The sequence below is a fragment of the Bradyrhizobium elkanii WSM2783 genome (genome assembly GCF_000472865.1).
Classification (GTDB): domain Bacteria; phylum Pseudomonadota; class Alphaproteobacteria; order Rhizobiales; family Xanthobacteraceae; genus Bradyrhizobium; species Bradyrhizobium elkanii_A.
The window spans coordinates 28,986-51,157 of the sequence record NZ_AXAP01000062.1; the positions used below are offsets into that span (position 1 = coordinate 28,986).

The 22,172-nt window shown below is 61.6% G+C and carries 18 protein-coding genes; 6 read left to right on the forward strand and 12 right to left on the reverse strand.

The genetic code is table 11. The annotated features are described in order from the left end of the window. From YY7_RS0135710 to YY7_RS0135760, 11 genes are all read right to left on the reverse strand, one after another. Positions 1 to 1,275, reverse strand: a complete 1,275-nt coding sequence (locus YY7_RS0135710; protein WP_028167380.1) for a TrbI/VirB10 family protein — start codon at positions 1,273 to 1,275, stop codon at positions 1 to 3. Then, positions 1,272 to 2,297, reverse strand: coding sequence for a P-type conjugative transfer protein TrbG (gene trbG / locus YY7_RS0135715; protein WP_028167381.1), 1,026 nt, complete (start codon positions 2,295 to 2,297; stop codon positions 1,272 to 1,274). The genes YY7_RS0135710 and trbG overlap by 4 nt, the downstream gene beginning before the upstream one ends. Then, positions 2,294 to 2,998, reverse strand: coding sequence for a conjugal transfer protein TrbF (trbF, locus tag YY7_RS0135720; protein ID WP_028167382.1), 705 nt, complete (start codon positions 2,996 to 2,998; stop codon positions 2,294 to 2,296). The genes trbG and trbF overlap by 4 nt, the downstream gene beginning before the upstream one ends. Before the next feature lie 3 nt (positions 2,999 to 3,001). Then, complete coding sequence (trbL, locus tag YY7_RS0135725) at positions 3,002 to 4,165, reverse strand: P-type conjugative transfer protein TrbL (protein ID WP_028167383.1); 1,164 nt, start codon at positions 4,163 to 4,165, stop codon at positions 3,002 to 3,004. An 11-nt stretch (positions 4,166 to 4,176) separates the two neighbouring features. Further along, on the reverse strand, positions 4,177 to 4,878 hold the full coding sequence (gene trbJ, locus YY7_RS53865) for a P-type conjugative transfer protein TrbJ (protein ID WP_035691769.1): 702 nt from the start codon (positions 4,876 to 4,878) through the stop codon (positions 4,177 to 4,179). 78 nt (positions 4,879 to 4,956) lie between these two features. Further along, a complete protein-coding gene (gene trbE / locus YY7_RS0135735) occupies positions 4,957 to 7,524 on the reverse strand; it encodes a conjugal transfer protein TrbE (RefSeq protein WP_028167384.1) in 2,568 nt (855 codons plus the stop codon). Beyond that, positions 7,518 to 7,775, reverse strand: a complete 258-nt coding sequence (locus YY7_RS0135740) for a VirB3 family type IV secretion system protein (RefSeq protein WP_028167385.1) — start codon at positions 7,773 to 7,775, stop codon at positions 7,518 to 7,520. Before YY7_RS0135740 ends, trbE begins: the two co-directional genes overlap by 7 nt. Continuing rightward, on the reverse strand, positions 7,775 to 8,143 hold the full coding sequence (locus YY7_RS0135745; protein ID WP_349642699.1) for a TrbC/VirB2 family protein: 369 nt from the start codon (positions 8,141 to 8,143) through the stop codon (positions 7,775 to 7,777). The genes YY7_RS0135740 and YY7_RS0135745 overlap by 1 nt, the downstream gene beginning before the upstream one ends. A 17-nt stretch (positions 8,144 to 8,160) precedes the next feature. After that, positions 8,161 to 9,144 carry a P-type conjugative transfer ATPase TrbB gene (gene trbB, locus YY7_RS0135750; RefSeq protein WP_028167387.1) on the reverse strand — a complete coding sequence of 328 codons (984 nt, stop codon included), beginning with the start codon at positions 9,142 to 9,144 and terminating at the stop codon, positions 8,161 to 8,163. Then, positions 9,137 to 9,688 (reverse strand): hypothetical protein, encoded by a 552-nt coding sequence (locus YY7_RS53870; RefSeq protein ID WP_051397099.1) that lies wholly within the window; start codon positions 9,686 to 9,688, stop codon positions 9,137 to 9,139. Before YY7_RS53870 ends, trbB begins: the two co-directional genes overlap by 8 nt. Positions 9,689 to 9,699: 11 nt before the next feature. Further along, complete coding sequence (locus tag YY7_RS0135760) at positions 9,700 to 11,727, reverse strand: conjugal transfer protein TraG (protein WP_028167388.1); 2,028 nt, start codon at positions 11,725 to 11,727, stop codon at positions 9,700 to 9,702. A 624-nt stretch (positions 11,728 to 12,351) separates the two neighbouring features. Between YY7_RS0135760 and YY7_RS0135765 the strand changes: the two genes are divergently transcribed. The 3 genes from YY7_RS0135765 (at position 12,352) to YY7_RS53875 (ending at position 16,976) form a co-directional block, all read left to right on the forward strand. Beyond that, positions 12,352 to 13,458, forward strand: a complete 1,107-nt coding sequence (locus tag YY7_RS0135765; protein ID WP_028167389.1) for a Fic family protein — start codon at positions 12,352 to 12,354, stop codon at positions 13,456 to 13,458. A 306-nt stretch (positions 13,459 to 13,764) separates the two neighbouring features. Continuing rightward, the gene (locus YY7_RS0135770; protein WP_028167390.1) at positions 13,765 to 14,319 is read left to right on the forward strand and encodes a hypothetical protein; all 555 of its coding nucleotides are present in this window, start codon (positions 13,765 to 13,767) and stop codon (positions 14,317 to 14,319) included. 59 nt (positions 14,320 to 14,378) lie between these two features. After that, complete coding sequence (locus YY7_RS53875) at positions 14,379 to 16,976, forward strand: DUF2235 domain-containing protein (protein WP_035691775.1); 2,598 nt, start codon at positions 14,379 to 14,381, stop codon at positions 16,974 to 16,976. 66 nt (positions 16,977 to 17,042) lie between these two features. Here YY7_RS53875 and rlxS read toward each other — a convergent pair whose 3' ends face one another. Beyond that, positions 17,043 to 19,010, reverse strand: coding sequence for a relaxase/mobilization nuclease RlxS (rlxS, locus tag YY7_RS0135780; protein ID WP_028167391.1), 1,968 nt, complete (start codon positions 19,008 to 19,010; stop codon positions 17,043 to 17,045). A gap of 292 nt (positions 19,011 to 19,302) precedes the next feature. On the opposite strand from rlxS, the gene tnpA reads away from it, so the two are divergent. The 3 genes from tnpA (at position 19,303) to tnpC (ending at position 22,145) form a co-directional block, all read left to right on the forward strand. After that, a complete protein-coding gene (tnpA, locus tag YY7_RS0135785; protein WP_028167392.1) occupies positions 19,303 to 20,190 on the forward strand; it encodes an IS66 family insertion sequence element accessory protein TnpA in 888 nt (295 codons plus the stop codon). Continuing rightward, complete coding sequence (tnpB, locus tag YY7_RS0135790) at positions 20,187 to 20,540, forward strand: IS66 family insertion sequence element accessory protein TnpB (protein ID WP_028167393.1); 354 nt, start codon at positions 20,187 to 20,189, stop codon at positions 20,538 to 20,540. Before tnpA ends, tnpB begins: the two co-directional genes overlap by 4 nt. Before the next feature lie 69 nt (positions 20,541 to 20,609). Further along, positions 20,610 to 22,145: an IS66 family transposase gene (tnpC, locus tag YY7_RS0135795; RefSeq protein ID WP_028167394.1), complete on the forward strand. Its 1,536-nt coding sequence runs from the start codon at positions 20,610 to 20,612 to the stop codon at positions 22,143 to 22,145. Positions 22,146 to 22,172: the final 27 nt, after the last annotated feature.

Below are 22,172 nucleotides of genomic sequence, written 5' to 3' on the forward strand. Positions count from 1 at the left end.
TCACCTGCCTTGCGCCGCGGTCTGAACGTCTTGATATGGCTTCAGCACCAGATCCTTCGAAACAATCACCCGCAGCGGCCATCCGGGCCGCACCGTAATCGTCGGCTGCACGTCGAGTTCGCGCTCCACAAGGCGCTGTCCCGCACGATTCGTTGTTTGCTGCGTGCTTTCCCGCAGAGCTTTTACGAGGTCGCTCTCGTCGTTTCCGATCGATAGCTGAGTCCCCACCCCGATCAAGGTCGCCAGGGCCACACCCTTGAGCAACTGCCAGGTATGGAAGTCCACCTGGTCCTCGAGCCCGGCATAGCCCGCAACGTCTGTGGCCGGAAGGTTCTCGATCACGATTGAGTTGCCATTCGGGAGGATAAGCCGGCTCCAGACGACCAGCGCCCGCTTCTGGCCAAAGGCGACGACACTATCGTACTTGCCCACGATCCTTGTCCCCTGGGGGATCAGGAGATGCTCGCCGGTTACCGTGTCGTAGACGTTCTCGGTGACCTGGCCGATGGTGGTCCCAGGCAGATCCGAATTCAGGCCCGTGACGAGGCTCGCCGGGATGATCGATCCCGCCATTACCGCATAGGTGGATGGCGCCGGTTTGAGCGCATGGGAATTGGTGGTTTCCGTGTCGGCTTTCGCGCCCACAAACGCAAGCTTTCGCGCTTGCGACGAGGGAATGATCTCGCTGGATCGGTCGATCATCGCCTGCGCCGTCTTTGCGAGTTCCGCAGCAGAGGGGTCTGTATCAGGCGTTGAAGGCCGGAATGCGGATGGAGCAGCAGCCGGCGTTTCGGTGGTGCTTGCCTGCTTGCGCTTGTCCTGCTTCTCCGACAGCCGAAAGAACAAGCCCGACTCCTTTGCCTGCTGAGCGATCCGCGTCTGTCGGATACGCTCAGCCCGTTCGGCGTCTTCCTCCGGATTGTTCCGGAAGCTCGTGTCCGCTGCCGTGCCGGCCTTCTTCTCGTTTACGGCAAAGGCCCTGCCAATGTCCCCAGGCGACGGCGGTCCAAGCCGCGGCGTCGATGGCGGCAACTCCTCATAGGACTTTGGCAGCTTGCTCAGCCCCTCGGCGGTCTGCTTGCGGTCGGTATTGTAAAGCTCCGTCCGCTCCGACTGCTTGAAGGAGTGCGGTCGGAACGCAATGAGTATCGCTCCGCCAACAAACAGCGCCGCAACAGCGCAGCCGATCATGAGAGCGCGCCTGTTGAGACGCCGCACGGGCCGTGGCCGCGCCCGCAGCTCCAGTGGCTCGGGACCCGGATCCAAGCTCGTCATGAAGCGCTCCCAGTGCTGAAGATCTGAGACACCGGGCGCGCGTCGATGCGGATGATCCGGACGACGCGCTGCGGATCTTCGCCAAGACGAAGCTCAGCGGCGCCGAACATTCGATCGACAATGTAGTAGGAACCGCGGACCCGGTAGTTGACGAGGTTCGGCCGGCCATCGGCGCCGGCGACGAACAAAGGCGGCGCTTCGCCTTGCGACAGGCCGGACGGCATCTGGATATAGACCTTGCGGCCGTCGTCGAACGCGCGCACCGGCCTCCATGGCGGATCGTCGCCTTCAATGCGATAGCGGAAATTCAAACTGTCGAGCCGCACGCCGCGATCGGCGATCCGCTCCTCGCCTTCCTGGGCAGCGACGTTCTGCTTGTGGAGCGCGACAAGCGTATCCGTCGGATACGTCCATGAGATGGACGCCATGTAGGTCTGCTTGGTCGAGACGAGCTCGAGGTGATAGGCGCGCCGATCGGTAAGCACCACAAGGTTCGTCTGAATATCCGGCAGCGTCGGCTTGACCAGGATGTGCACGCGCCGCGAACTCCCCTGACCGCTCGACGTATCGCCGACGACCCAGCGAACCGTATCCCCGGTGGAGACGTCGATCAGTTCCTCACCCGGTTGAAGCGCGATCGTCGAAACCTTCTCCGGACTGGCATAGAGCCGATAGAGCGCGCCCTCCGTCCAGGGATACACTTGAATGGCGTTGATATACCCGGCGCGCGTGGGTTCCATCCGCGCCGCCTTGTTCGCCTTCGCGATCGCCTGCTCCGGCGGCAGTTTTTCTTCCTTGGCACCCTTCGTCGGAAGCGGCTTCAATTGGCCCGGCAACGGTAGGACCTTGGGCGTTTCGACGACTTGCACCGGCGCCGGCGGATCGCTCTCTGGAAGCGCCTTCTCAAATGTCATCTCATCATAGGGCGCTTCGAGATTGAGCTTGGTGGCACATCCGGCAAGCCCAATCGACAAGGCAAGGACGCTGGCCGACGCGAGCTTGGTGAGGGCTTTGGAATTCATTTGGCGTCTCCGATGAGGTCGCGCGACCAGTTGAGGGAATGGACGTAGAGCCCGAGGGGGTTCTTCCGCAGCGTTTCGGCGTCTGCGGGCGGCTTGAGAACGGTGGTGACGAGACCTGTGAAGCGCTCGGTCTTCGCGACCGCGCCATTCTCGTAGGTGTTTTCTTTCCAGCGGATCTCGAAGCTGTCGCCGGACGCACGCACCACGGACGTGACCTCAGTGGTCACCGTCTTGGAGCCGATCTTCGTGAACGGATCGGCTTCGCGCGCGTAGTCGTTCAAGGCTTGCGCGCCCCGGTCGGTGACGAAGTCATAGGCATGCAGCCAGTTCGCCCGGACGATGACAGGATCTATCGACAGCGAGCGGACGTTCTCGATGAACCGCGCAAGGAAATGCGCGATCTGCGCGTCGGACGGCTGGTAGGCCTCGAGCGCCGGCCCGACTGCTCGGACTTCACCGAGCCGATCGACCTCGACCACGTAGGGAACGACACCCGAGCGAGCGATCTGGGTAAAGATCGTCAATCCGAGGACGCTGGACAGACCGATTGCTGCCAGCGCTGCCAGCCGCCAGTTGCTGGCCTGAACACGGGCCGATCCGAGCCGCTCGTCCCAGACCTGGGCTGCCTTCTGGTAGGGCGTGACCGGCTCTGGCGTCTCGCCATAGCGGACGGACACACGTTGAAAGGGGTGACCAGCCATGTCCTACTCCTCCCCCAGCTTCGGGCCTGACGAATGCCCACCTTTGTCTCCCTCTTTCAGGGTGTGGGCTGCGAGTTGGGCCGCTTCCCTAGCGTGTCCGCGTCCTGACGGACCCGCCGCACGCCCGGCACCTGACGCAGGTGCTCCGCTCGCTGCGCCGGCCGTGCCCGCGCTCGCTAGCTGATCCACAGTTGAGGCCCGAGCTGATGCGCCGGCGGCAGAAGACGCGCCGCTAAGCGATGCTGCGGAGCGAACCGCAGTCATTGAACCGCCTGCGGCAAGGCGTAAGCCTCCCGCAGCCGCCGCTCCGCCGCCGATCACGACAGCCGCCGCACCCGCCACCGTTCCGGCTGCGGCACCGGCGCCGAGCTGGGGCGCACCCGAGACCAATCCGGCCGCGATTCCTGGGCCGAAGATGCCAAGGCCAAACAGCGAAAGGGCCGCCAGCAACAAGCTCATGGCCGAGACGATATCGACCGGCCGGGTCAGCGTGCTTGCAAGCTGCCCGAAGATGGTCGAACCGATGCCGATGATGATCGCAAGAACCATCACCTTCACTCCCGAGGCGACCACATTGCCGAGCGTCTTTTCCGCGAGGAATGCGGTCTTACCCCACAGGGCGAACGGCACGAGGATGAAGCTTGCAAGCGTCGTCAGTTTGAACTCGATCAGCGTGACAAAGAGCTGCACCGAAAGGATGAAGAACGCGAGCACGATCAGGATCCAGCAGGACAGCAGGATCAGGATCGTCGGCAGGTTGGTCAGCACGTCGAAGCCCGAGAATTGGCCGGTCTCCTCCAGAAGCGGATGGGCGGCCGTGAACCCGGCGGAAGCGACAAAGCCTGGCCGCGCCAGGTCGGCCGCGCTCAAGCTCCCGCCGGACGCCTTCAGACCGATGCTGGAGGATGATGCGAACACAATATCGGCAAGGCTCTTGAAGTTGCCGATAATGAACGCGAAAGCACCGACATAAAGCACCTTCTTGGCGAGTGTGACCATGATGTGGTCGTCCGCCCGTATGCTCCAGGCAAGCCCCGCCAGCGTCAGGTCGATGCCGATCAACGTTGAGCTCAAGAATGAGACGTCGCCGGACAGAAGACCAAATCCGGAGTCGATGTAGCGCGAGAAGGTGTCCGTGAACCGGTCAATGACGGAGAGATCAGCCATGGCGCCCTCACCTACTTGCCGGCGGTGTAGGCATGGCCATCGCCGATGAAGCGATTGAAACGCTCCTTCGCGGCGGCGGACGATGCCTGCTGTTCGGCTGCACGCAACGTGTCCCCACGCGCTTGTGTCGCCATGAGAGCCTGGGTCTGCAACGATTGCTTGATCTGCAGCGCGAGCAGTTCGTTGCCAGACTGTTGGGCCTGTAGCGAGCCGACCGCAGCGGACGAATTTGCCATCAGCGTTCGAAGAGTCTCGCCGTCCTGGTCCAACGTGCCAACGATGGCCGACTGAAGCGTGAGCGACTGCTTCAGTCCATCGTAGCTGTTGTCCCAGCGCGAGGTGGCGTCCTGAACCATCTTGTCGGACGAAACGGCTGCCGCATATTGGCGAGGGTACAGCCGCTCGAAATCCTGTTGGGTTCTCTGCACATCGAAGGAGATGTTCTTGGCCTGACCAATCAGGGTGTTCATCTGATTGATCGTCGACGTGAGCTGGCCGACGACGCTCGTCGGGAGGGCGGCGAGATTCTTTGTCTGATTGCGCAGCGATTGCGCCTGGTTCTCGAGGCTCCTGATCTGATTGTTGATCTGATCAAGCGCTCGTGCGGCAGTCAGGAGATTCTGACTGTAATTGGTCGGATCGAATACAATATCAAACGCGCCAAGCCGTCGCGAACCATTCACGGCGATGACGATCGATAGCATCGTTGTCATGATAACTCTTGAAGTTGTACCCAAGAACGTGCGGCCGACACTTTCGAGCATGGAAGACTCCGGGAATTGAGATTGAGGTCAGGCCTTCTGGGCCTGTTCGAAGGTGCTGATCAGGTTCGCGGCCCAGTGCAGGCCTCGCTCGTCGAGAAAGCGCTTGGCAAAGTGATGGGGGCCCGAGCGGGACAAGACCGCATCGACGGTCCGTTGATCCTCAGGCGAGGACGCCGCGACGAGCGCGAGTGCCACCGGGCCGAGGCCGAGCTCAAACAAGCGGTTTCCGGCGCGGGACTGCAAATAGTAGTCGCGCTTCGGGAAAGCTTCCGCGATCAGGCGAATTTGCGTGTCATTCAGGCCGAACCGGCGATAGGTCTCGGTCTGGGTCGGCTCCAGCGCTCTGGGGTTCGGAAGGAAGATGCGGCTTGGGCAGGATTCGATGATCGCAGGGGCAATCTGGCTGTCGGCGATATCGGCCAGTGACTGGGTCGCGAAAATGACAGAGACGTTCTTCTTGCGCAGCGTCTTCAGCCATTCGCGAATGCGGCTCGCGAACAGCGGATCGTCCAGGAACACCCAGGCCTCATCGAGCACCAGCAGCGTGGGCCGGCCGTCGAAGCGGTCCTCAAGGCCGTGGAACAGATAGGTCAGGACCGGCGCCACCAGCCCTGGCAACGCCATGAGTTCCTCCATCTCGAAGGTGAGCACGTCGGCACCGGAAAGACGGTCGGCGTCTGCGTCCAGGAAGCGGCCGTAGGGTCCTTCCAGCGTGTAGGGCTGCAGTGCCTGCCGCAGCGCGTCGCGGGCCAGCAGCGCGACGAGGCCGGTCATTGTCCGCTGCGACACGGGCGCAGACCCGAGACTTCTTAGCGCCGACCAGAGCGTCTCCTTGACGTCGGGGGTCACGGTCACGCGCTCGTGGGCGAGCACGCCACAAAGCCAGTCGAGTGCCCAGACTTTCGCTCCTTCTTCCGCGACATCCTTGAGCGGCTGAAAGGCAATGCCCCCTTTGGCGCCTAGCTCGTACCAGGACCCGGACAATGCGAGCGTGGTAACCCGTGCCGATCGGCCTTTGTCAAACGTGATCAACTGCGCATTCGGATATCGACGGAACTGCAGCGCGAGCATCGAAAGCAGCACCGACTTGCCGGCTCCCGTAGGACCGACAATGATGGTGTGCCCGACATCGCCGGCGTGGAGCGACAACCGGAACGGGGTTGCCCCCTTGGTCTTGGCGATCAGAAGCGGCGGTCCATCAAGGTGCTCGCATCGCTCCGGTCCGGCCCATACTGCCGACAAAGGGCACATATGGGCGAGATTCAGGGTGTGAACGATCGGCTGGCGGATGTTGGCATAGGCTTGGCCGGGCAGACCGCCGAGCCAGGCTTCCACGGCGTTGACGCTTTCGCGGATGACCGTGAAGCCCCGGCTATTGATCACCCGCTCGACCGCGCGGATCTTTTCGTCAGCCTGATGAGAGTCCTCGTCGCTTACGGTAACGGTCGTGGTGATATAGCCGAAGGCAACCAGATCGTCGCCGAGCTCGGAGAGCGCCGCGTCGGCATCAATTGCCTTGTTGCTGGCATCGGTATCGAGCAGCGCCGCCTGCTCGTTGAACATGACTTCCTTGAGGATCGCTCCGAGCGACTTCCGCTTGGCAAACCACTGCCGCCGGTAGCGCGACAGAGTTGCGTTTGCCTGCGTACGGTCCAGCGGAATGAACCGGGTCGCCCAGCGATAGGCAACGCCGAGCCGATTCAGTTCATCGAGCAAGCCTGGAAATGTGACGTGCGGAAACCCAAGCACGGTCAACGCGCGCAGATGGCTCCGCCCGATCGCCGGCGACAATCCCCCAGTCAGGGGCTCATCGCTCAGGAAACAATCGAGATAGGCCGGGATCTTGGGAACGCCGACCGGATGGCGCTTGGTCGAGATGCAGCTATGAAGATAAGTGAGCGCCTCGGCATCGCTGAGAGGCCAGATCTCGGGCAAGACTGACGAGAGCAGATCGATCGCCCGATCGGTTTCCTGGATGAACCTCTGGAGATGATCGCGATAGCCCTTCTCGTCGCTGGCAAACCGCTGTTGCTCATCAATCTCACCGTCGGTGTCCCCTTGCAGGGAGGTTTTTGCCGATGGAACGCGCCGAATGAGTCGTCCTTTTCGCTCCGCACGATTCCTTGCCTTGGGGCGCTCCAGAAACAGACCTTCGAGGCGCGAGACCGTTTCGGCCGGCGGCAAATACATCAACGTCAGATGCAGCACACTTTCGAAGTGCTGCCCGCCGGGGCGTGACGGATCCTCCCACGCCACCCCGGCGGGACCTTCGAAGCCGGCCCGTCGCTCCTCATCCACCAGCCACGACACCGGATCTGGAAATTCCGACCGCGGATATTCGCCAGTTGGGATGCGCGTGGCATCAAAGAAGAGCGCCCAACCTGAGCCAAAGCGCTTCAGAACGTTGTTAACGCGAGATACGACGCTCATCAGCTCGGCCTCGGTCGCACTGTCAAGGTCCGGCCCGCGGTAGCGTATCGTCCGTTGGAAGCTGCCGTCCTTGTTGAGGATGACGCCTGGCGCGACCAGGCATGCCCAAGGCAGCCAATCAGCCAACCGATAGGCGTTTCCGCGGAATTCTCTCAAGTTCAGCATGCGAGCCGGCCTTTGTGCTTGGTGTGACGGATGGCGACCTCGACGAACGCCGGATCGCGTTTGGCAAGCCACACGGCCGCGCTGTGGCCGATGACCCAGAAGATGAGGCCTGCGAACCAAAGGCGCAGGCCGAGCGCCAGCACGGCCGAGAGGGTGCCGATCAGGATGGCGGCCGCGCGCGGCGCGCCGCCGATCAGGATGAGTTCGGTCAACGAGCGGTGGAGCACGAGCTCAAAACCATCGGGACGCATCAGATCAGTGCTCCGCCACCGAACGAGAAGAACGATAGGAAGAACGAGCTCGCAGCGAAGGCGATCGACAGGCCAAATACGACCTGGACCATCTTGCGGAATCCGCCGGAGGTGTCTCCGAAAGCCAGAGATATGCCGGTCACTGTGATGATGATGACGGCGACGATCTTGGCGACGGGTCCCTGCACGGATTCCAGGACGCGCTCGAGCGGCGCTTCCCATGGCATGCCTGAACCCGCGGCGTGCGCTGCCGTGACGCCGAGGAGCACGTAAGCCGAGGCCAAGCCGAGTGTGGCCAAGGACAATCTGCTAACCGAGCAGAAGCCGCCCAGGCGCGAACGCACGTTTAGACGCAGTCGAATGGACATTTGCAGTCTCCTTGAGGTCAGGGGCGATGGGAGGTGTTTGGAAGTCCGGGCGGGGTCTCGAGCAGGTAGTCGCCAGAGGGGTCGAGACCTTTGAGTTCGGCGACGGCCTCGATGCGCCGTGCGGGTCCCCGCCCCTTGATGAAGACGATCAGGTCGATTGCTTCCGCAATCAGCCGGCGCGGCACCGTTGCGACCGCTTCCTGAATGAGTTGTTCGATCCGGTAGAGCGCAGCTCGTGCCGAGTTGGCATGGACCGTGGCAATTCCGCCGGGATGCCCGGTATTCCAAGCCTTCAGCATGTCGAGGGCTTCGGCGCCTCTGACCTCGCCGACGACGATGCGATCGGGCCGCAAGCGCAGCGTGGAGCGGACAAGGTCGGCAAGGCTCGCCACGCCCGGCTTGGTCCGGAGCGTCACGGCATCCTTGGCGTCGCAGCGCAGCTCACGGGTGTCTTCGATGATGACGACCCGCTCTTCGAGGCCAGCGATTTCCGCAAGAAGCGCGTTGGCAAGCGTCGTTTTGCCGGACCCGGTACCGCCGGCGACCAGGATGCTGCGCGCCTCGGTAACCGCTGATGTCAGAACCTTTGCCATCAACGGCGAAGCAATCTGCGCCTTGACGTAGTCGGACAAACGGAACGTGGTGGTTGCCGGCTTGCGGATGGCAAAGCAAGGCGCGAGCGAGACAGGCGGCAAGACGCCTTCGAAGCGTTCACCGGTCTCGGGGAGCTCTGCCGAGACGATTGGCGACGAGCCGCTCGCCTCCGCCCGCACGTGGCTGGCAACAAGCCGGATGATCCGTTCCGACTCCTGCGGCGTCAGGACAACGCCGGTATCGGCGCGGCCCGTCGCGTGCCGGTCAAGCCAAAGCCTTCCATCAGGATTGACCATGACCTCGACGACATCAGGCTCTTCCAGAGCGAGCGCAATTGCGGGGCCCATCGCGGTCCGCAGCATGCCTCGGCGCCGTTCGCGGGTTTCTGGCGAGAGGAGATCAGACATTGCCGACCTCCTCTCGCCCTACCGGAGAATGCTCCGGCGGCTCACCCGTCGCGCTCTGCGCGCGGGATCCAGTATCGCCAGTTTGGGCACCGCCCAGAGGGGCGCCCTCCTCGAGGTTGCGCATGAAGAGATCCGGCTTCGAGGCGCTGACGCGGTCCATGACGTCGGCGACAAGCCGGCCGCCGGAGGCGACGCGTTTGCCGACCTGGGCGACAAACATCTCGAACCGCTCGCGGCCGAGCGCTCGCGCTGCATCCTGATCTTGGGACGGCAGCGGCGGGGTGATCGTCAGGTAGTAGCGGATGAAAAGCGCGATGGTCTCCGCCATCACCGACAGATCGCGATCGGCTCGATCGAGCTGACGGTTCATGCGATCGAGCCTTCGGATCAGCGCCGCGTCGCCGCTGGTGTCTCGCTCAGGGTTGAGAAAGCGATCCAGCGCGGCATCAACGATCGCTGACTTGTTGGATCCGGGGCGCTTGGCGGCGAGTTCGAGGCGCTGCGCCACGCTTTCAGAGACGTAGGCCGACAATTTCGGTTTCATTGGGGATCTCTTCAGAATGAGGGAAGAAGGTCGTCGTCGTCGCGGGTGACGGCATGGGCGCGGCGTACGGTGCTTGACGCTCTTGTGGCCTGCTGCATCTGGCTGCGGTCGGCGGCGACGTCGGTCTCGTCGTCGAGCAATCGCTCCTCGAAGGCGCGCGGTTCGTTCGCGGCGGGTGTGGCCTCGTCGAACATCGCCAACTGCTGCTTGAGGCCGCCTTGCTCGTCGCCCGTTTGCACGAGCTCGCGATATGGCAGGGTCGCAAGGCGAAGATCGGTGGAGCGCACCTCGCCGCGCCAATCGTCAGGTCGAGCCGGCGGCCGATCGCCGTAAGCATCGCCTGCCAAGGACGGAGGCTGGCGCAGACGGCTGACCAAGTTTGCGTCCTCATAGTGCCGCAGCTTGATCGCGCGGACCGGTGCCAGTCCCGAGACCAGCACGATGGCCTGGTCGGGCGGCAGCTGCATCACTTCGCCCGGCGTCAGTAAAGGACGCGCGGTCTCCTGACGGCTGACCATGACATGGCCGAGCCAGGGAGCCAGCCGATGACCGGCATAGTTACGCTGTGCACGTAGCTCCGTCGCGGTGCCGAGAGCGTCCGAGATCCGCTTGGCCGTGCGCTCGTCATTAGCGGCGAAGGCGATGCGGACATGGCAATTGTCCAGGATCGCATTGTTCTCGCCATATGCCTTTGCGATCTGGTTGAGCGACTGAGCAATCAGATAGGCGCGGATGCCATAGCCGGCCATGAATGCGAGCGCGCTTTCGAAGAAGTCGAGCCGGCCAAGTGCAGGAAACTCATCCAGCATCATCAGGAGCTGGCGGTGGCTGGGGTCACCTGCCTTGGTGTTCAGCGTCTCGGTCAACCGGCGGCCGATCTGGTTGAGGATCAGCCTGATCAGCGGCTTGGTCCTACTGATGTCTGACGGCGGCACGACGAGATAAAGCGTGACAGGCTTGTCGGCGCTCACGAGGTCGGCGATGCGCCAATCACAGGATTCGGTGTTTCGGCTGACGACTGGATCGCGGTAGAGCCCGAGAAAGCTCACGGCGGTCGATAGAACGCCGGAGCGTTCGTTTTCAGACTTGTTGAGCAGCTCTCGCGCCGTCGCGGCGACTACAGGGTGCACTTTCGGATCCGCCTCGGTGCCGAGGTGATTGGTCGCCAGCATGATCCTGAGCGTCTTCTCAAAAGACTGCGCAGGGTCGGCCAGGATCTCGGTAACGCGGGTGAGCGTCTTCTTCTCTTCTGCGTAAAGGACGTGAAGGATGACGCCGACCAGAAGCGAATGACTAGTCTTCTCCCAATGGGTTCGGCGTTCGAGCGCCCCTTCGGGGTCGACCAGGATGTCGGCGATGTTCTGGACGTCGCGGACTTCGGCGGCCCCCTTGCGGACCTCGATCAGCGGATTGTAGCGGGCGCTCCGCTCGTCCGTCGGATTGAACAGAAGGCAATGCGAGAAGGTCGAACGCCAACCGGAGGTCAACTCCCAGTTCTCGCCCTTGATGTCGTGCACCACCGCCGACGAGGTCCACGACAGCAAGGTCGGCAGAACAAGGCCAACACCTTTGCCCGATCGCGTGGGCGCGAAGCACATGACGTGCTCCGGTCCATCATGACGCAGGTAATTGTTCTCAAGCCGTCCGAGAAATACGCCCTTGGACGCGAATAGGCCGGCCGCCTTGATTTCCTTCGGTGTTGCCCAGCGTGCCGAACCGTAAGTCGTCACCAACTGGCTTTGGCGCGCGCGCCACACCGAATTGAAGATCGCAAAAAGCGCGCCTGCGATGCCGCCGCCCGCAGCGATCGCACCACCCTGTTCAAATATCTCAGGAGCGTATGCCTCATAGGCAAACCACCATTCGAACAGTCGCCAGGGCAGATAGACAGGGTAGCCGACGATCAGGAACCAAGGTTCGCCCAAGCGGTGCTGATAGCCGAGAGCTGCGGCGGTCCATTGCGTAGCTCCCCACGTCGACGCGATCACGATGCCGAAAACGACCGTGATCTGGCCGATGTAGATTTTTGCTGGAAACATTTTCCGCCCCACTTGAGCTCTCGCGAACGAGCGCGGCGAGATGAAAAGCGGGAGTCCTTCGCGCATTCAATCGGAATAAAAAACGCGCGCGGCAACGAGATCGGTGTCGATCAAGCCCATCGATGCGAGATCATCGATGCGCCAATCTCGGCGCGCTTGAGGAAGCGGCTCAATAGACCGTGAACATCATGATCAAGTTGGACCAGTCATCCAGCTTGCTTTGATTTGCTCATGCACTGGCGCGCGCGGGGAATGAGAGGACGAATCGATCGCGTTGCTTGAGCGCAGATGTTCGATCGGGCGCATCGACCAACTGTCCGTCAAAGGGCGGCGCGTTATACTCACTTTGCGAAACGAGTATAAGCGCACGTACGAGCCCGTGCGCAGCCATCACCATCGGCAAATGTCTATGGTGACGAAGGTAGCGCCAAGGTCATCTCCCGTGAGTTTGGGTGGCTTCTGGCGAACCGCGAGAGGGCGACAGGCTGGTTGCCAACGGATCCGCCGCAAAATTGGCGGTCCGACCCTGCGGAGATTGGCGCCTGTATTCTCCGCATATTTTGCGGAGAACGGTCTTGCGGATGCGGAGAAAAGCCGCCATATTCTCCGCAAGGAGTGCGGGGAATGTCGGACTATATCCACCAACTATCTGATTGGCCTAATTTTTCCTGGGATAGGGACGCTCTGGCGAAGCCGCTTGCGGCCGTCCGCCTGCGCCAGGGCCAGCTCATCGGCCGGATGCAGGCGCTCGGCTTTCCCGTGCAGGAGGAGGCTGTCCTCACGACGCTGACCGAGGAAGTCCTCAAGTCCAGCGAAATCGAGGGGGAGAAACTCGACAAGGACGCGGTGCGCTCTTCACTGGCGCGTCGGCTCGGCATGGACGCAGGGGCCCTACCGGCAACGGATCGCAACGTCGAGGGCGTTGTCGAGATGATGCTTGACGCTACTCAGAAATTCAAAGCAGAGCTCACAGCAGAGAGACTATTCGGCTGGCACGCCTCACTCTTTCCGACCGGCCGCAGCAACATGAAGAAGATTGCGGTGGGAGCCTGGCGCGATGCCTCGTCAGGACCGATGCAGGTCGTCTCGGGCGACTATGGGCGTGAGCGCGTGCACTACGAAGCACCGACTGCCGACAAGCTCGATGCCGAAATGACTGCGTTTCTCGACTGGTACAATACCGAAGAGAACATCGACCCACTCATCAAGGCTGCGATCGCGCATCTCTGGTTTGTGACCATCCACCCATTCGAGGACGGCAATGGACGTATCGCGCGTGCCATCGCCGACATGTCGCTTGCCCGCTCCGAAGGGATACCGCAACGCTTCTACAGCATGTCGGCCCAGATACGGAGCGAGCGGAAGACCTACTACGACTTGCTGGAGACCACGCAGAAAGGCGACCTCAACATCACACCCTGGCTTGAGTGGTTCCTGGGGTGCCTCGACCGCGCCTTCAGCGGCGCCGAGACCATCCTCGCCGCCGTGCTCGAAAAAGCGGACTTCTGGAAACGCCATGCCGCGGCCCAAATCAATGACCGCCAGCGCGATATGCTCAACCGCCTGCTGGACGGTTTTGAGGGCAAACTGACCTCGAGCAAATGGGCCACGATCGAGAAGTGTTCGCCCGATACTGCGCTACGCGACATTCAAGCTCTCGTCGATCAGGGTATCCTCACCAAGGACGAGGGCGGCGGGAGGAGTACGAGTTATTCCCTCGTTTCTCCCTAAGCCGGTTACCCCAAGACGCGCTATCAGCGACGGCGGCCCATCACGATCCCTACCCGGGCAAGAACTTGAGAGAGCGGGACCTGGCTGCCTGAGCAGGTACTCCCTCTCACCGATCAGATGTAGCGCGCCCGCCTGGACTCTGGAGAAAAGCTGCATTGATCTAGCCAAGCAACTTGAAAGTGTGACAAGATCGCGAAATTGCATTGAGGCTAGAGACCGATCCGTCCGTCAGAAGGTACCCGGAAGTCTTCTATTACGGGCGAGAGCGGCTTCTATCGAAAACGATTTTTGGACGAGGGCATATTTGTGCGAACGATCCTTATTCTGTTCGGACTGACGCTTGCGTTGGCTCTTGCGCTGAAGTTTCTTGTCGCGCCACGATATGGCGAGGACGTCGCGGAGCGATTTCTCGAACGGCTCAAGTATATTCCCTCTCAGACCGAAGTTCTGAGCGAGGCAACGTTCGCCCGCTGGCTTGCGGACAGCACGCATGCAAAGGCGATCCGCGGATATGTCGTTCCCGTCCTATTCCCCCTCGACATCCTCTTCCTCATTTGCCTCGGGTTATTTCTTGGTTTTGCATCCACCTCACTCGCTGAGCGGCTGGGATTCCTTTCGGCCGTTCCGACGTGGATCTGGTGGATCCTTCCCGCCTGCTACATGGTGGCGGACCTGGCAGAAGATACCGGCCTCGCGGCAACCCTGAATTTGTGGATCACGCTCACTCCTCACTCGTTCCGCTTACTCTCTACGCTCACTGCTATCAAGCTCGCCACGGTGACAATGGCGATCGGCCAGTTCGCATTCCTTGGTGCGCTGAACCTGCTGTTGTTCTTTTTCCCACCGCGCCGGCCTGTTTGAGCCGGTACCTGTAATTTCTCTCGATCAATTGCTGTGCCCCATTCATGTGGAGGAAGTCGATGCCCAAGAATATCGTTCTGCTATCGGATGGCACGGGCAACGCCGCCGGCAAGGTTTGGCGAACCAACGTCTGGCGAACCTTTCAGTCGCTCGATCTCAAGACATCCGATCAGATCGCGATCTACGATGACGGCGTCGGCACTTCATCGTTCAAGCCGCTTGCCATTCTCGGCGGCGCCTTCGGGTACGGTCTGAAGCGCAACGTCCTCAACCTCTACAAATTCCTCTGCCGCAATTACCGAGAGGGCGACAAGATCTATGCCTTTGGCTTCAGCCGAGGTGCTTTTACCGTTCGGATAGTCGTTGGCTTGGTGCTCAATCAGGGGCTCGTCAAGTTCGCCAACGAGGCAGAACTGGATCGGAAGGCACGTGCGGCCTATCGTGCCTATCGTCACGACAAATATCCGGTCTGGAACCTCCAATATCCATTTCGCCTTATCCAGTCCTGGCTCGACAAGCGCTTCTACACCCCGTGCGAACGCACGGTCGATTCCATCGAATTCGTCGGCGTGTGGGACACGGTTGCGGCTTATGGCTTGCCAATCGATGAAATGACGCGCGGTGTCAACGACTGGCTTTGGCCGCTCGAGCTGCCGAACAAGACATTCAATCCCAAGATCCTCAAAGCTCGCCATGCGCTGGCAATCGACGACGAACGAGCAACTTTTCATCCGGTCCTTTGGGATGAAGATACGACCAATACGCAGCCGAGCGGATCAAGCCGGCATTCCAGTGACGAGCGGCTGTTGCAGGTCTGGTTCACCGGCGTTCATTCCAACGTCGGCGGCGGCTACCCTGACGATTCTCTCGCAAACATTTCTCTGGCCTGGATGATGTCGGAGGCCAAGCAGGCGGGCGTCGTTTTCAAGGACATGCCTGACGCCGAGCCCGATGCACTCATCAGCACCGAGTCAGCAAAGGACAAGGACGGCAGGCTTTACGATTCCCGCAGCGGCCTTGGCGGCTATTACCGCTATAGTCCTCGCAAGATCCAGGACTTCTATGACGCGATGCCTGCGACAGTTGCGCCTGACGGCACGCCAAATCCCAAGCCCGAGCCGAAAATTCATGAGGCAGTCTTCGGCAGGATCAAGCTTGGTGCGCATTTCTATGCGCCCATTGGCTTTCCAAAACAATATGAGGTCGTCCGCTCGACCGCTCCTTATGTCAACTATTGGCCGTCGGGACCAATGATCTCCAACGTCTCGGTCACGGTCGAGCCAAATGACTCGAGCGTTTCTGAGGGAAAGCCGTCCGTCGACCGGCACAAGGAGCAAGAGGGCATCTGGGACCTCGTATGGCGGCGGCGGGCAATCTACTTTCTGACCGTGTTCGTCACCGGCTACCTTCTGCTCTATCCCTTGCTCAGGGACAGCTACCCGTTCCAGGAGCTCCGCACCTCCTTCCGCTTCTTGTCGGATACGATCCGGATCGTTGGCAATTTCCTGCCAGGCATGGCCTCGCGCTGGATAGACGCCTATGCGCGAGATCCGGCTTGGTTCGTCATCTGGGCTTCTCTCGTCGCATTCCTCATCTGGATAAGCGCGAGCCTGAAAGGGTCGATCAATGATGGTATGAGACTTTTGTGGACGCGTTTCTTGCCGGACTCCAATAAGCCCGAAGAACCGAAAGTCCCCAAAGTTGTTTCGCCCGCCCAAACCATCCTGTTCGCTGGCGTCATCCTGTATCTGTTTCTCTATCCTGAATTCGACCGCCCGATACTCAACTGGCTGCGTCTGCCCGCCAGCTACGAGGACAGCCTGCTGACCTATACGGCGCAGCCAGTCCGCTCCGTTCTTGGCGCATTCCTTGTGTTTTATTTCCTTCCCAGCGTGGCTGTGCGGAAGCTTCGACAATCGAAAATCTATCAGGCGCTGCTTCGAGGATTTAAGTTCTATCTCGCCCCTGCGCTATCTGCGATTGGAATCCTGTATCTGGCCGTTGCATTTGGCAACCATTACCTCTTCAACATCCGCGACGGCTTCGGCAGCTTCTGCACGGAGACGACCGGGCTGGCCGGCGGCACGGAAAAAGGCAGGAAGAAGCAACAGACGGAGGTGCTCTTCGATGCATCGCCATCGGCCACCAACTTGCCGAACAATGTCTGCATCTCGACCGGCGTATTCGTCAGGACTGGCAAGGAATATCGAATTGTCGTCCAGCGGCTCCCTGCCCCCGAGACGAAGCCCCCATCCGGCAAGTGGAGCTTCTTCGGCGAAGAGTCCTATATGGGCGGACAGCCGATAGGCCGTCTGCCATCCTTAAAGGCAGCGACGATGGCCTTGCTCTATCCGTTCCGCCACACGTTCGACCGCCCATGGGGAAGCATCATTTTTCGCATCGGTGCAAGAGGTAACGAGGAGGATTTCCTCGACCGCGCGCCACCCAACCAGAACGATGACGTTCGGGCGAACGACGTTGAGTATACGATACCCGATGATTCCGAGCAGCTTGCCGAGGTTCTAACGCCAAATCGTGACGGCGAGCTCTTTGTCTATCTGAACAAGCCTATGCTCGGCTGGTGGGGCTATGAATCTTCCCTCGCCGACTGGATCGGCAGCAGCGGAAAGGCCAGGATTACCGTTCAAAGTCGATGAGTTGAAGCGGCGGCGACTCCGCTGCACTGCGACCGGAGCACAGAAAGCTTGACGACATTATCGTCCTCATCGGCCGATGCCACGCTTGATGCCGATCGACCACGAAATGCCCTCCCCGCCGACCTGACCGGTGACCAATTGCCCGCGCGCTCGCTCCAGCACCGGCCGCCACGGCACCAGCGCGAACTCATGGGATCGCTCGATCAGGGCGAACCGCCCGCTGTTCAGCGTCAGCATGCGCCGGTAGACGCCCTCGATCTTGTCGCCGGCTTTGACCTCGACATGTTCAAGGCGGGTGCGCGCGGATAGGTCGGCCGCAGTCCTTGCCAGTTCCCGCGTCTCGAGCGTTTCGAGCATGTTCCGGGCAAAACGGATCTGCCCACCTTCCTCTCGCGCCAGCCCCTGCTCGATCAGCCATTGCCGTCTTGTTCGAAGCGCTGTCTCCACCTCCGCCCCAAAGCCGGTCGATGCGAGCTCATCGGGCTCCTTCCCAACAAGCTTGCGGTCGAGCCAGGTGGCACCCAGCGCCTGCGGCAGATCCTCGAGCCGTTGCCATGACAGCACCGCGGCCCGCACCGGATTGCGCGTTTGCTGGAACTTCTCGTATTCAAGCGCCCGGTCCAGATAATCCCGCCCCACATTCCAGCTGCCATCGGCAAGGCGGCTGACCATCCCTTCGCGCCGCATCGCCTCCAGGCGCCGCAGGTGCGATCCGACAAATTCGCCCGACACTTGCGGATCGAATTCTCGATGCGCACGGTCGCTGTAGATGCCGCCATGGCGAGCGGCTACGCTAGCGACCGTGCGATCGATTGCGCGCGGCTCCGCGACGCGCGAGCTGAGCTCCAGGATCGTGTTCCGGACAGGCGCCTCCTCGTTGGCCCGAAGGCTACCAATCTCGGCATAGTGCGTCCGCCCGTCCACTCCATCGATCACGACATAACGACGCTCCGTCAGTTCGTCCGCAAATCCCTCGCCAATGACCCGCCCGATCAGTCGGCGAGCGCTTCCCTGCGGATCGAAGATCGCATAGTCGCCGGGGGCCCGCGTAAATCCTGCCGCGGCCATCTCGCGGTGCATGGTCTTGATGATGTCGCCGCGTTCCCCCATGCGTCTGAGCTTTGGCTCGAGCTCAGGGTCGATCCGCCAGCGCCCCGGCTCGGCCTCTTCTGCCAACCCCATCCGCTCTAGGGTTCGCAGCCGCCCGATCCGCGCCGTTTGCCAGCTAGGCTCCCGGCCCGACAACGCACCCAACTCAAGAGCTCCGCTAGAGGCATCTCGCAGGATGCTCCGGTCGAGCCGCGTAAGCCGCTCGGCTGTGATCTCCTGCTGAAGCTTTCGAGCGAGCTCGATGTCCGTTTCAGGGCCGAGCTCCCGCGTGATGAGCTCGGCTGCCCGCGACCGAAAGCCATGAGCGATATAGTCGCGCGCGATGACGAGGTCGTTTCCTTCGTCATCCTGGCCGCGCAGGACGATATGGGTATGGGGATGGCCGGTGTTGAAATGATCGGCAGCGACCCAGTCGAGCCCGGTCCCGAGGTCCTGCTCCATCTGGCGCATAAGGTCGCGGACGAAGGGTTTCAGGTCCGCCAGCTCGGCGCTGTCCTCCGGAGCCACGATAAACCGGAACTGATGACGATCGCCGGCGCTGCGCGCCGTAAAGCTCTTGCCATCGGCACGGTCGTTGCTCGCGCCGTATAGCTCCCCCGGCTCGCCCTCGCGTGTGACGCCGTCGCGCTGGACGTAGCGGAGGTGAGCTCGCACGGCACCTAGGTCGCCGGACTTGATCCGCACGATTCGGGCCTTGACCACGACACGGCGTTGACCCTGGCCTCGTCCGCGCTGGGCCAACACCGCACCTTGGGCGCGGCCGCGGCCGATCCGGCCGCCGGTAAACGACGAACCCGATCGCACACTGCTGCCGGCCTTAGTCGCCTCCTGGCGGACGCGTCGAAGATAGCTGGTCGCCCTCCTGGCCCTACGATTGCCGATCCGTCCAAGCTTCACTTCGAATTCGTCGTCGATCTCACGCATGGCCCGCATCCGACGTTTGAATGAGCCGGCGATATGTGGAGCCGACGAGCGTCCGCCAAGACGCAGACGCAATTGCGCAGGTTCGCCATTGCGTTGGGCCGAACATGGTGACAACGCGGACCCAAGCGGCGCCAAATCTTGGATGTGCAGACAACGGCTTAGGCGCTCCGTAGCGCCAGTGCTTTTATCTTGCCCTCCCGCTTAGCTGCCGTAAGCGTCGGAATCTTGCACGACTTTCCGAGAGTGCGTTGTCGTTCCATATCGGGTTCCTTGCTGCATTGGAGGATCTCCGGTGGGTACGGAATATTTCAAGAACGAAGCACGTCGTTCCTTTTGGTCGGTACACGTTGAAGCGTGGCGGCGAAGCGGTCTCAGCAAGCGCAAATATTGTCGTCAGCACCGTCTCAGTGGCGGCACGTTCGATCGCTGGCTGCGGCATCTGGTTGACGCTGAGACGTTGCAAATACGTGCGGAATTGCGTCGCGAGGAACGTCGGGAGCGGCTCCGCAAGAAGCGGGCTCCAGTGTCGAAGGACCTCCGCTGCAGAGCTGTGCAAGCGTTCTGGGCGATGCACGTTGAAGCGATGAAGTGGTGCGGTCTGAGCATGCAAGCCTATGCCCGCGCCCATGGCATATCGCAGCACAGCCTGAGGCGATGGCGCGATTTGATCGACGCCAACGACGTTGAAATCGACTGGCGGACGCACCTTCATCCGAGTGCCCGCCCACTGTTAAGCACTAGTGCTAAGACTAGTGCTAAGGATGGCGCAGCTGAATCTCGCTTGACAGCGACGCCGAATGACGATCCTCCGACACCTGAGAAGCAGAGCCGCCGCAGCTTCACCGACGAGGAAAAGCTGGCCATCGTGTTGGAGACTGAACGACCTTGGGAGACCGTATCGTCGGCGGCACGAAGGCACGGTATCGTCACTAGCATGTTGTTCCGCTGGCGAGCGGAGCTTGGGTTTGGTAAGGGCAAGCGCGCCAAGTTGGTGCCGGTCGCGGTGGCCGATGCTGGAGCCGTCGGGTCATCGACGCCGGTTGTTCTGCACGATCTGTTGCAGCCGCCCGACGGCATGACGGTTGTCAAATTGGACGATGGCCGCCGCGTCTTCGCGCCGATCGGCAGCGATCCCGATGCGGTCCGTCGCCAGATCACTGAGCGGGAGACAGCACGATGATGATCGTGCCGGCCGGCGTGAAAGTCCATCTGGCCTTGGGGTATACCGACATGCGCAAGGGCCTGGATGGCCTCGCCGCGCTCGTTCAGGAACACCTCAAGAAGGATCCGTTCTCCGGCCACCTGTTTGCCTTCCGAGGCAAGAAGGCAAGCACGCTGAAGATCCTGTTCTGGGACGGCAACGGGCTTTGCCTGTTCAGCAAGCGGCTCGATCAGGGCGGCTTCATCTGGCCGAGAATGAGCGATCCAGGTGGCACGGTGACGCTGTCCCCGGCGCAGCTTGCCATGCTGATCGAAGGCATCGATTGGCGTACGCCGGAGCGTCGATGGCGCCCGGCCATCACGGGTTGAATCGCAAAAACCCGCATAGAATATAGCGAAGTTGCTTCGTCGAATCAGCGTGTTCGAGTAGAATCGGTCATGCAGCTCGACCTCGACAATCTGCCGTCGGATACTGCGCTTCTGCATCGCCTGGTGCGCGACATTGCCTCGGTCATCGCGCATCGGAACAGCGAGATCCAGCGTCTCCAGGCGATCATCAAACAGCTTCAGCGCGCACAATTTGGGCGTCGTTCCGAGCGTCTCGACGCCGATCAGCTCGCCCTTGGACTCGAAGATTTGGACATCGATTTGTCGGCCGTCGAGGCAGATCAAGCCTCGCTGGAGGCGTTTGCGCCGACGCAGAAACTGCAGCCGAAGCGCAAGCCGCTGCCGGATCATTTGCCCCGCGAACAGGTTGTGCTTAACGTCGATAGCGAGAGATGTGCGTGCTGCGGCGGCGCGCTGCATGCGATCGGTGAGAGCGTCAGCGAGATGCTGGATTGGGTGCCAGCACAGTTGCGCGTGGTACGCGTCTGCCGCCCGAAATATGCCTGCCGCAGTTGCGGAACGATCACCCAGGCTCCGGCGCCCGAACGACCGATCGCCGGCGGCTTGGCCACGCCAGCCATGCTCGCGCATGTGCTGGTCAGCAAATATTGCGACCACACACCGCTCTATCGGCAGGCGCAGATTTTTGCCCGCCATGGCGTCGAACTGGAGCGCTCGACATTGGCCGGATGGGTCGGCGGCGCGTGCTGGTGGTTTGAGGCCCTGCACGATCGGCTGTGCGAGCACATGTTCGCGTCGGATCACCTGTTTGCCGACGACACGCCAATCCCGGTGCTCGATCCGGGCCGCGGGCGCACCAAGACCGGACGGCTGTGGGTGTATGCCCGCGATCAACGGAGCTGGGCTGGGCCTGAGCCGCCAGCTGCGGTTTATGTGTTCGCGCCCGACCGGAAAGCGGAGCGCCCAGCAGCGCATCTGATGCACTTCAAGGGCGTTCTGCACGTCGACGGTTACGCCGGATTCGAGCGGCTGACCGGCGCCGGAAACATCACTCTCGCCGCATGTTGGGCGCACACCAGGCGCAAGTTCTACGAGGTTGCGCAAGCCGAGGACACGCCCATCGCGCACGAGGCCTTGCGTCGTATTGCCAGCCTCTATGCCGTCGAAGCGCAGGTGCGTGGTCAATCGCCGGCGCATCGGCTGGCTACGCGGCGCGCACTCGCCAAGCCGATCGTTGACAGCCTTCGCCTGTGGCTCGAGGTGCAACTCGCTCAATTGCCCGGGCGCGGCAATCTCGCCGAAGCGATCCGGTATGCGCTGTCGCGCTGGGATGGATTGACCCGCTTCCTCCGTGACGGCCGCATCGAACTTGACACGAACCCCGTCGAGCGGGCGATCCGACCTGTGGCGCTCGGCCGCAAGAACCATCTCTTCGCCGGTAGCGATGGCGGTGGGGAACGATGGGCAATCCTCTGTTCGCTGATCGAAACGTGCAAGCTCAATAACGTCGAGCCTTACGCATACCTGCGTGACGTGCTCACGCGCATGGTCGACGGACATCCGATCAACCGTCTCGACGAACTGCTGCCGTGGGCCTGGAAACCGACGGATCATGTCAATACCTGACCGACGTGCGAGAGCCAGACGCTAACT

What these genes read in the sequence shown, in the direction of transcription:
- YY7_RS0135710 (WP_028167380.1), bottom strand. Translation starts at nt 1,275, where the DNA reads ATGACGAGCTTGGATCCGGGTCCCGAGCCACTGGAGCTGCGGGCGCGG.
- trbG (WP_028167381.1), bottom strand. Translation starts at nt 2,297, where the DNA reads ATGAATTCCAAAGCCCTCACCAAGCTCGCGTCGGCCAGCGTCCTTGCC.
- trbF (WP_028167382.1), bottom strand. Translation starts at nt 2,998, where the DNA reads ATGGCTGGTCACCCCTTTCAACGTGTGTCCGTCCGCTATGGCGAGACG.
- trbL (WP_028167383.1), bottom strand. Translation starts at nt 4,165, where the DNA reads ATGGCTGATCTCTCCGTCATTGACCGGTTCACGGACACCTTCTCGCGC.
- trbJ (WP_035691769.1), bottom strand. Translation starts at nt 4,878, where the DNA reads ATGACAACGATGCTATCGATCGTCATCGCCGTGAATGGTTCGCGACGG.
- trbE (WP_028167384.1), bottom strand. Translation starts at nt 7,524, where the DNA reads ATGCTGAACTTGAGAGAATTCCGCGGAAACGCCTATCGGTTGGCTGAT.
- YY7_RS0135740 (WP_028167385.1), bottom strand. Translation starts at nt 7,775, where the DNA reads ATGCGTCCCGATGGTTTTGAGCTCGTGCTCCACCGCTCGTTGACCGAA.
- YY7_RS0135745 (WP_349642699.1), bottom strand. Translation starts at nt 8,143, where the DNA reads ATGTCCATTCGACTGCGTCTAAACGTGCGTTCGCGCCTGGGCGGCTTC.
- trbB (WP_028167387.1), bottom strand. Translation starts at nt 9,144, where the DNA reads ATGTCTGATCTCCTCTCGCCAGAAACCCGCGAACGGCGCCGAGGCATG.
- YY7_RS53870 (WP_051397099.1), bottom strand. Translation starts at nt 9,688, where the DNA reads ATGAAACCGAAATTGTCGGCCTACGTCTCTGAAAGCGTGGCGCAGCGC.
- YY7_RS0135760 (WP_028167388.1), bottom strand. Translation starts at nt 11,727, where the DNA reads ATGTTTCCAGCAAAAATCTACATCGGCCAGATCACGGTCGTTTTCGGC.
- YY7_RS0135765 (WP_028167389.1), top strand. Translation starts at nt 12,352, where the DNA reads ATGTCGGACTATATCCACCAACTATCTGATTGGCCTAATTTTTCCTGG.
- YY7_RS53875 (WP_035691775.1), top strand. Translation starts at nt 14,379, where the DNA reads ATGCCCAAGAATATCGTTCTGCTATCGGATGGCACGGGCAACGCCGCC.
- rlxS (WP_028167391.1), bottom strand. Translation starts at nt 19,010, where the DNA reads ATGCGTGAGATCGACGACGAATTCGAAGTGAAGCTTGGACGGATCGGC.
- tnpB (WP_028167393.1), top strand. Translation starts at nt 20,187, where the DNA reads ATGATGATCGTGCCGGCCGGCGTGAAAGTCCATCTGGCCTTGGGGTAT.
- tnpC (WP_028167394.1), top strand. Translation starts at nt 20,610, where the DNA reads ATGCAGCTCGACCTCGACAATCTGCCGTCGGATACTGCGCTTCTGCAT.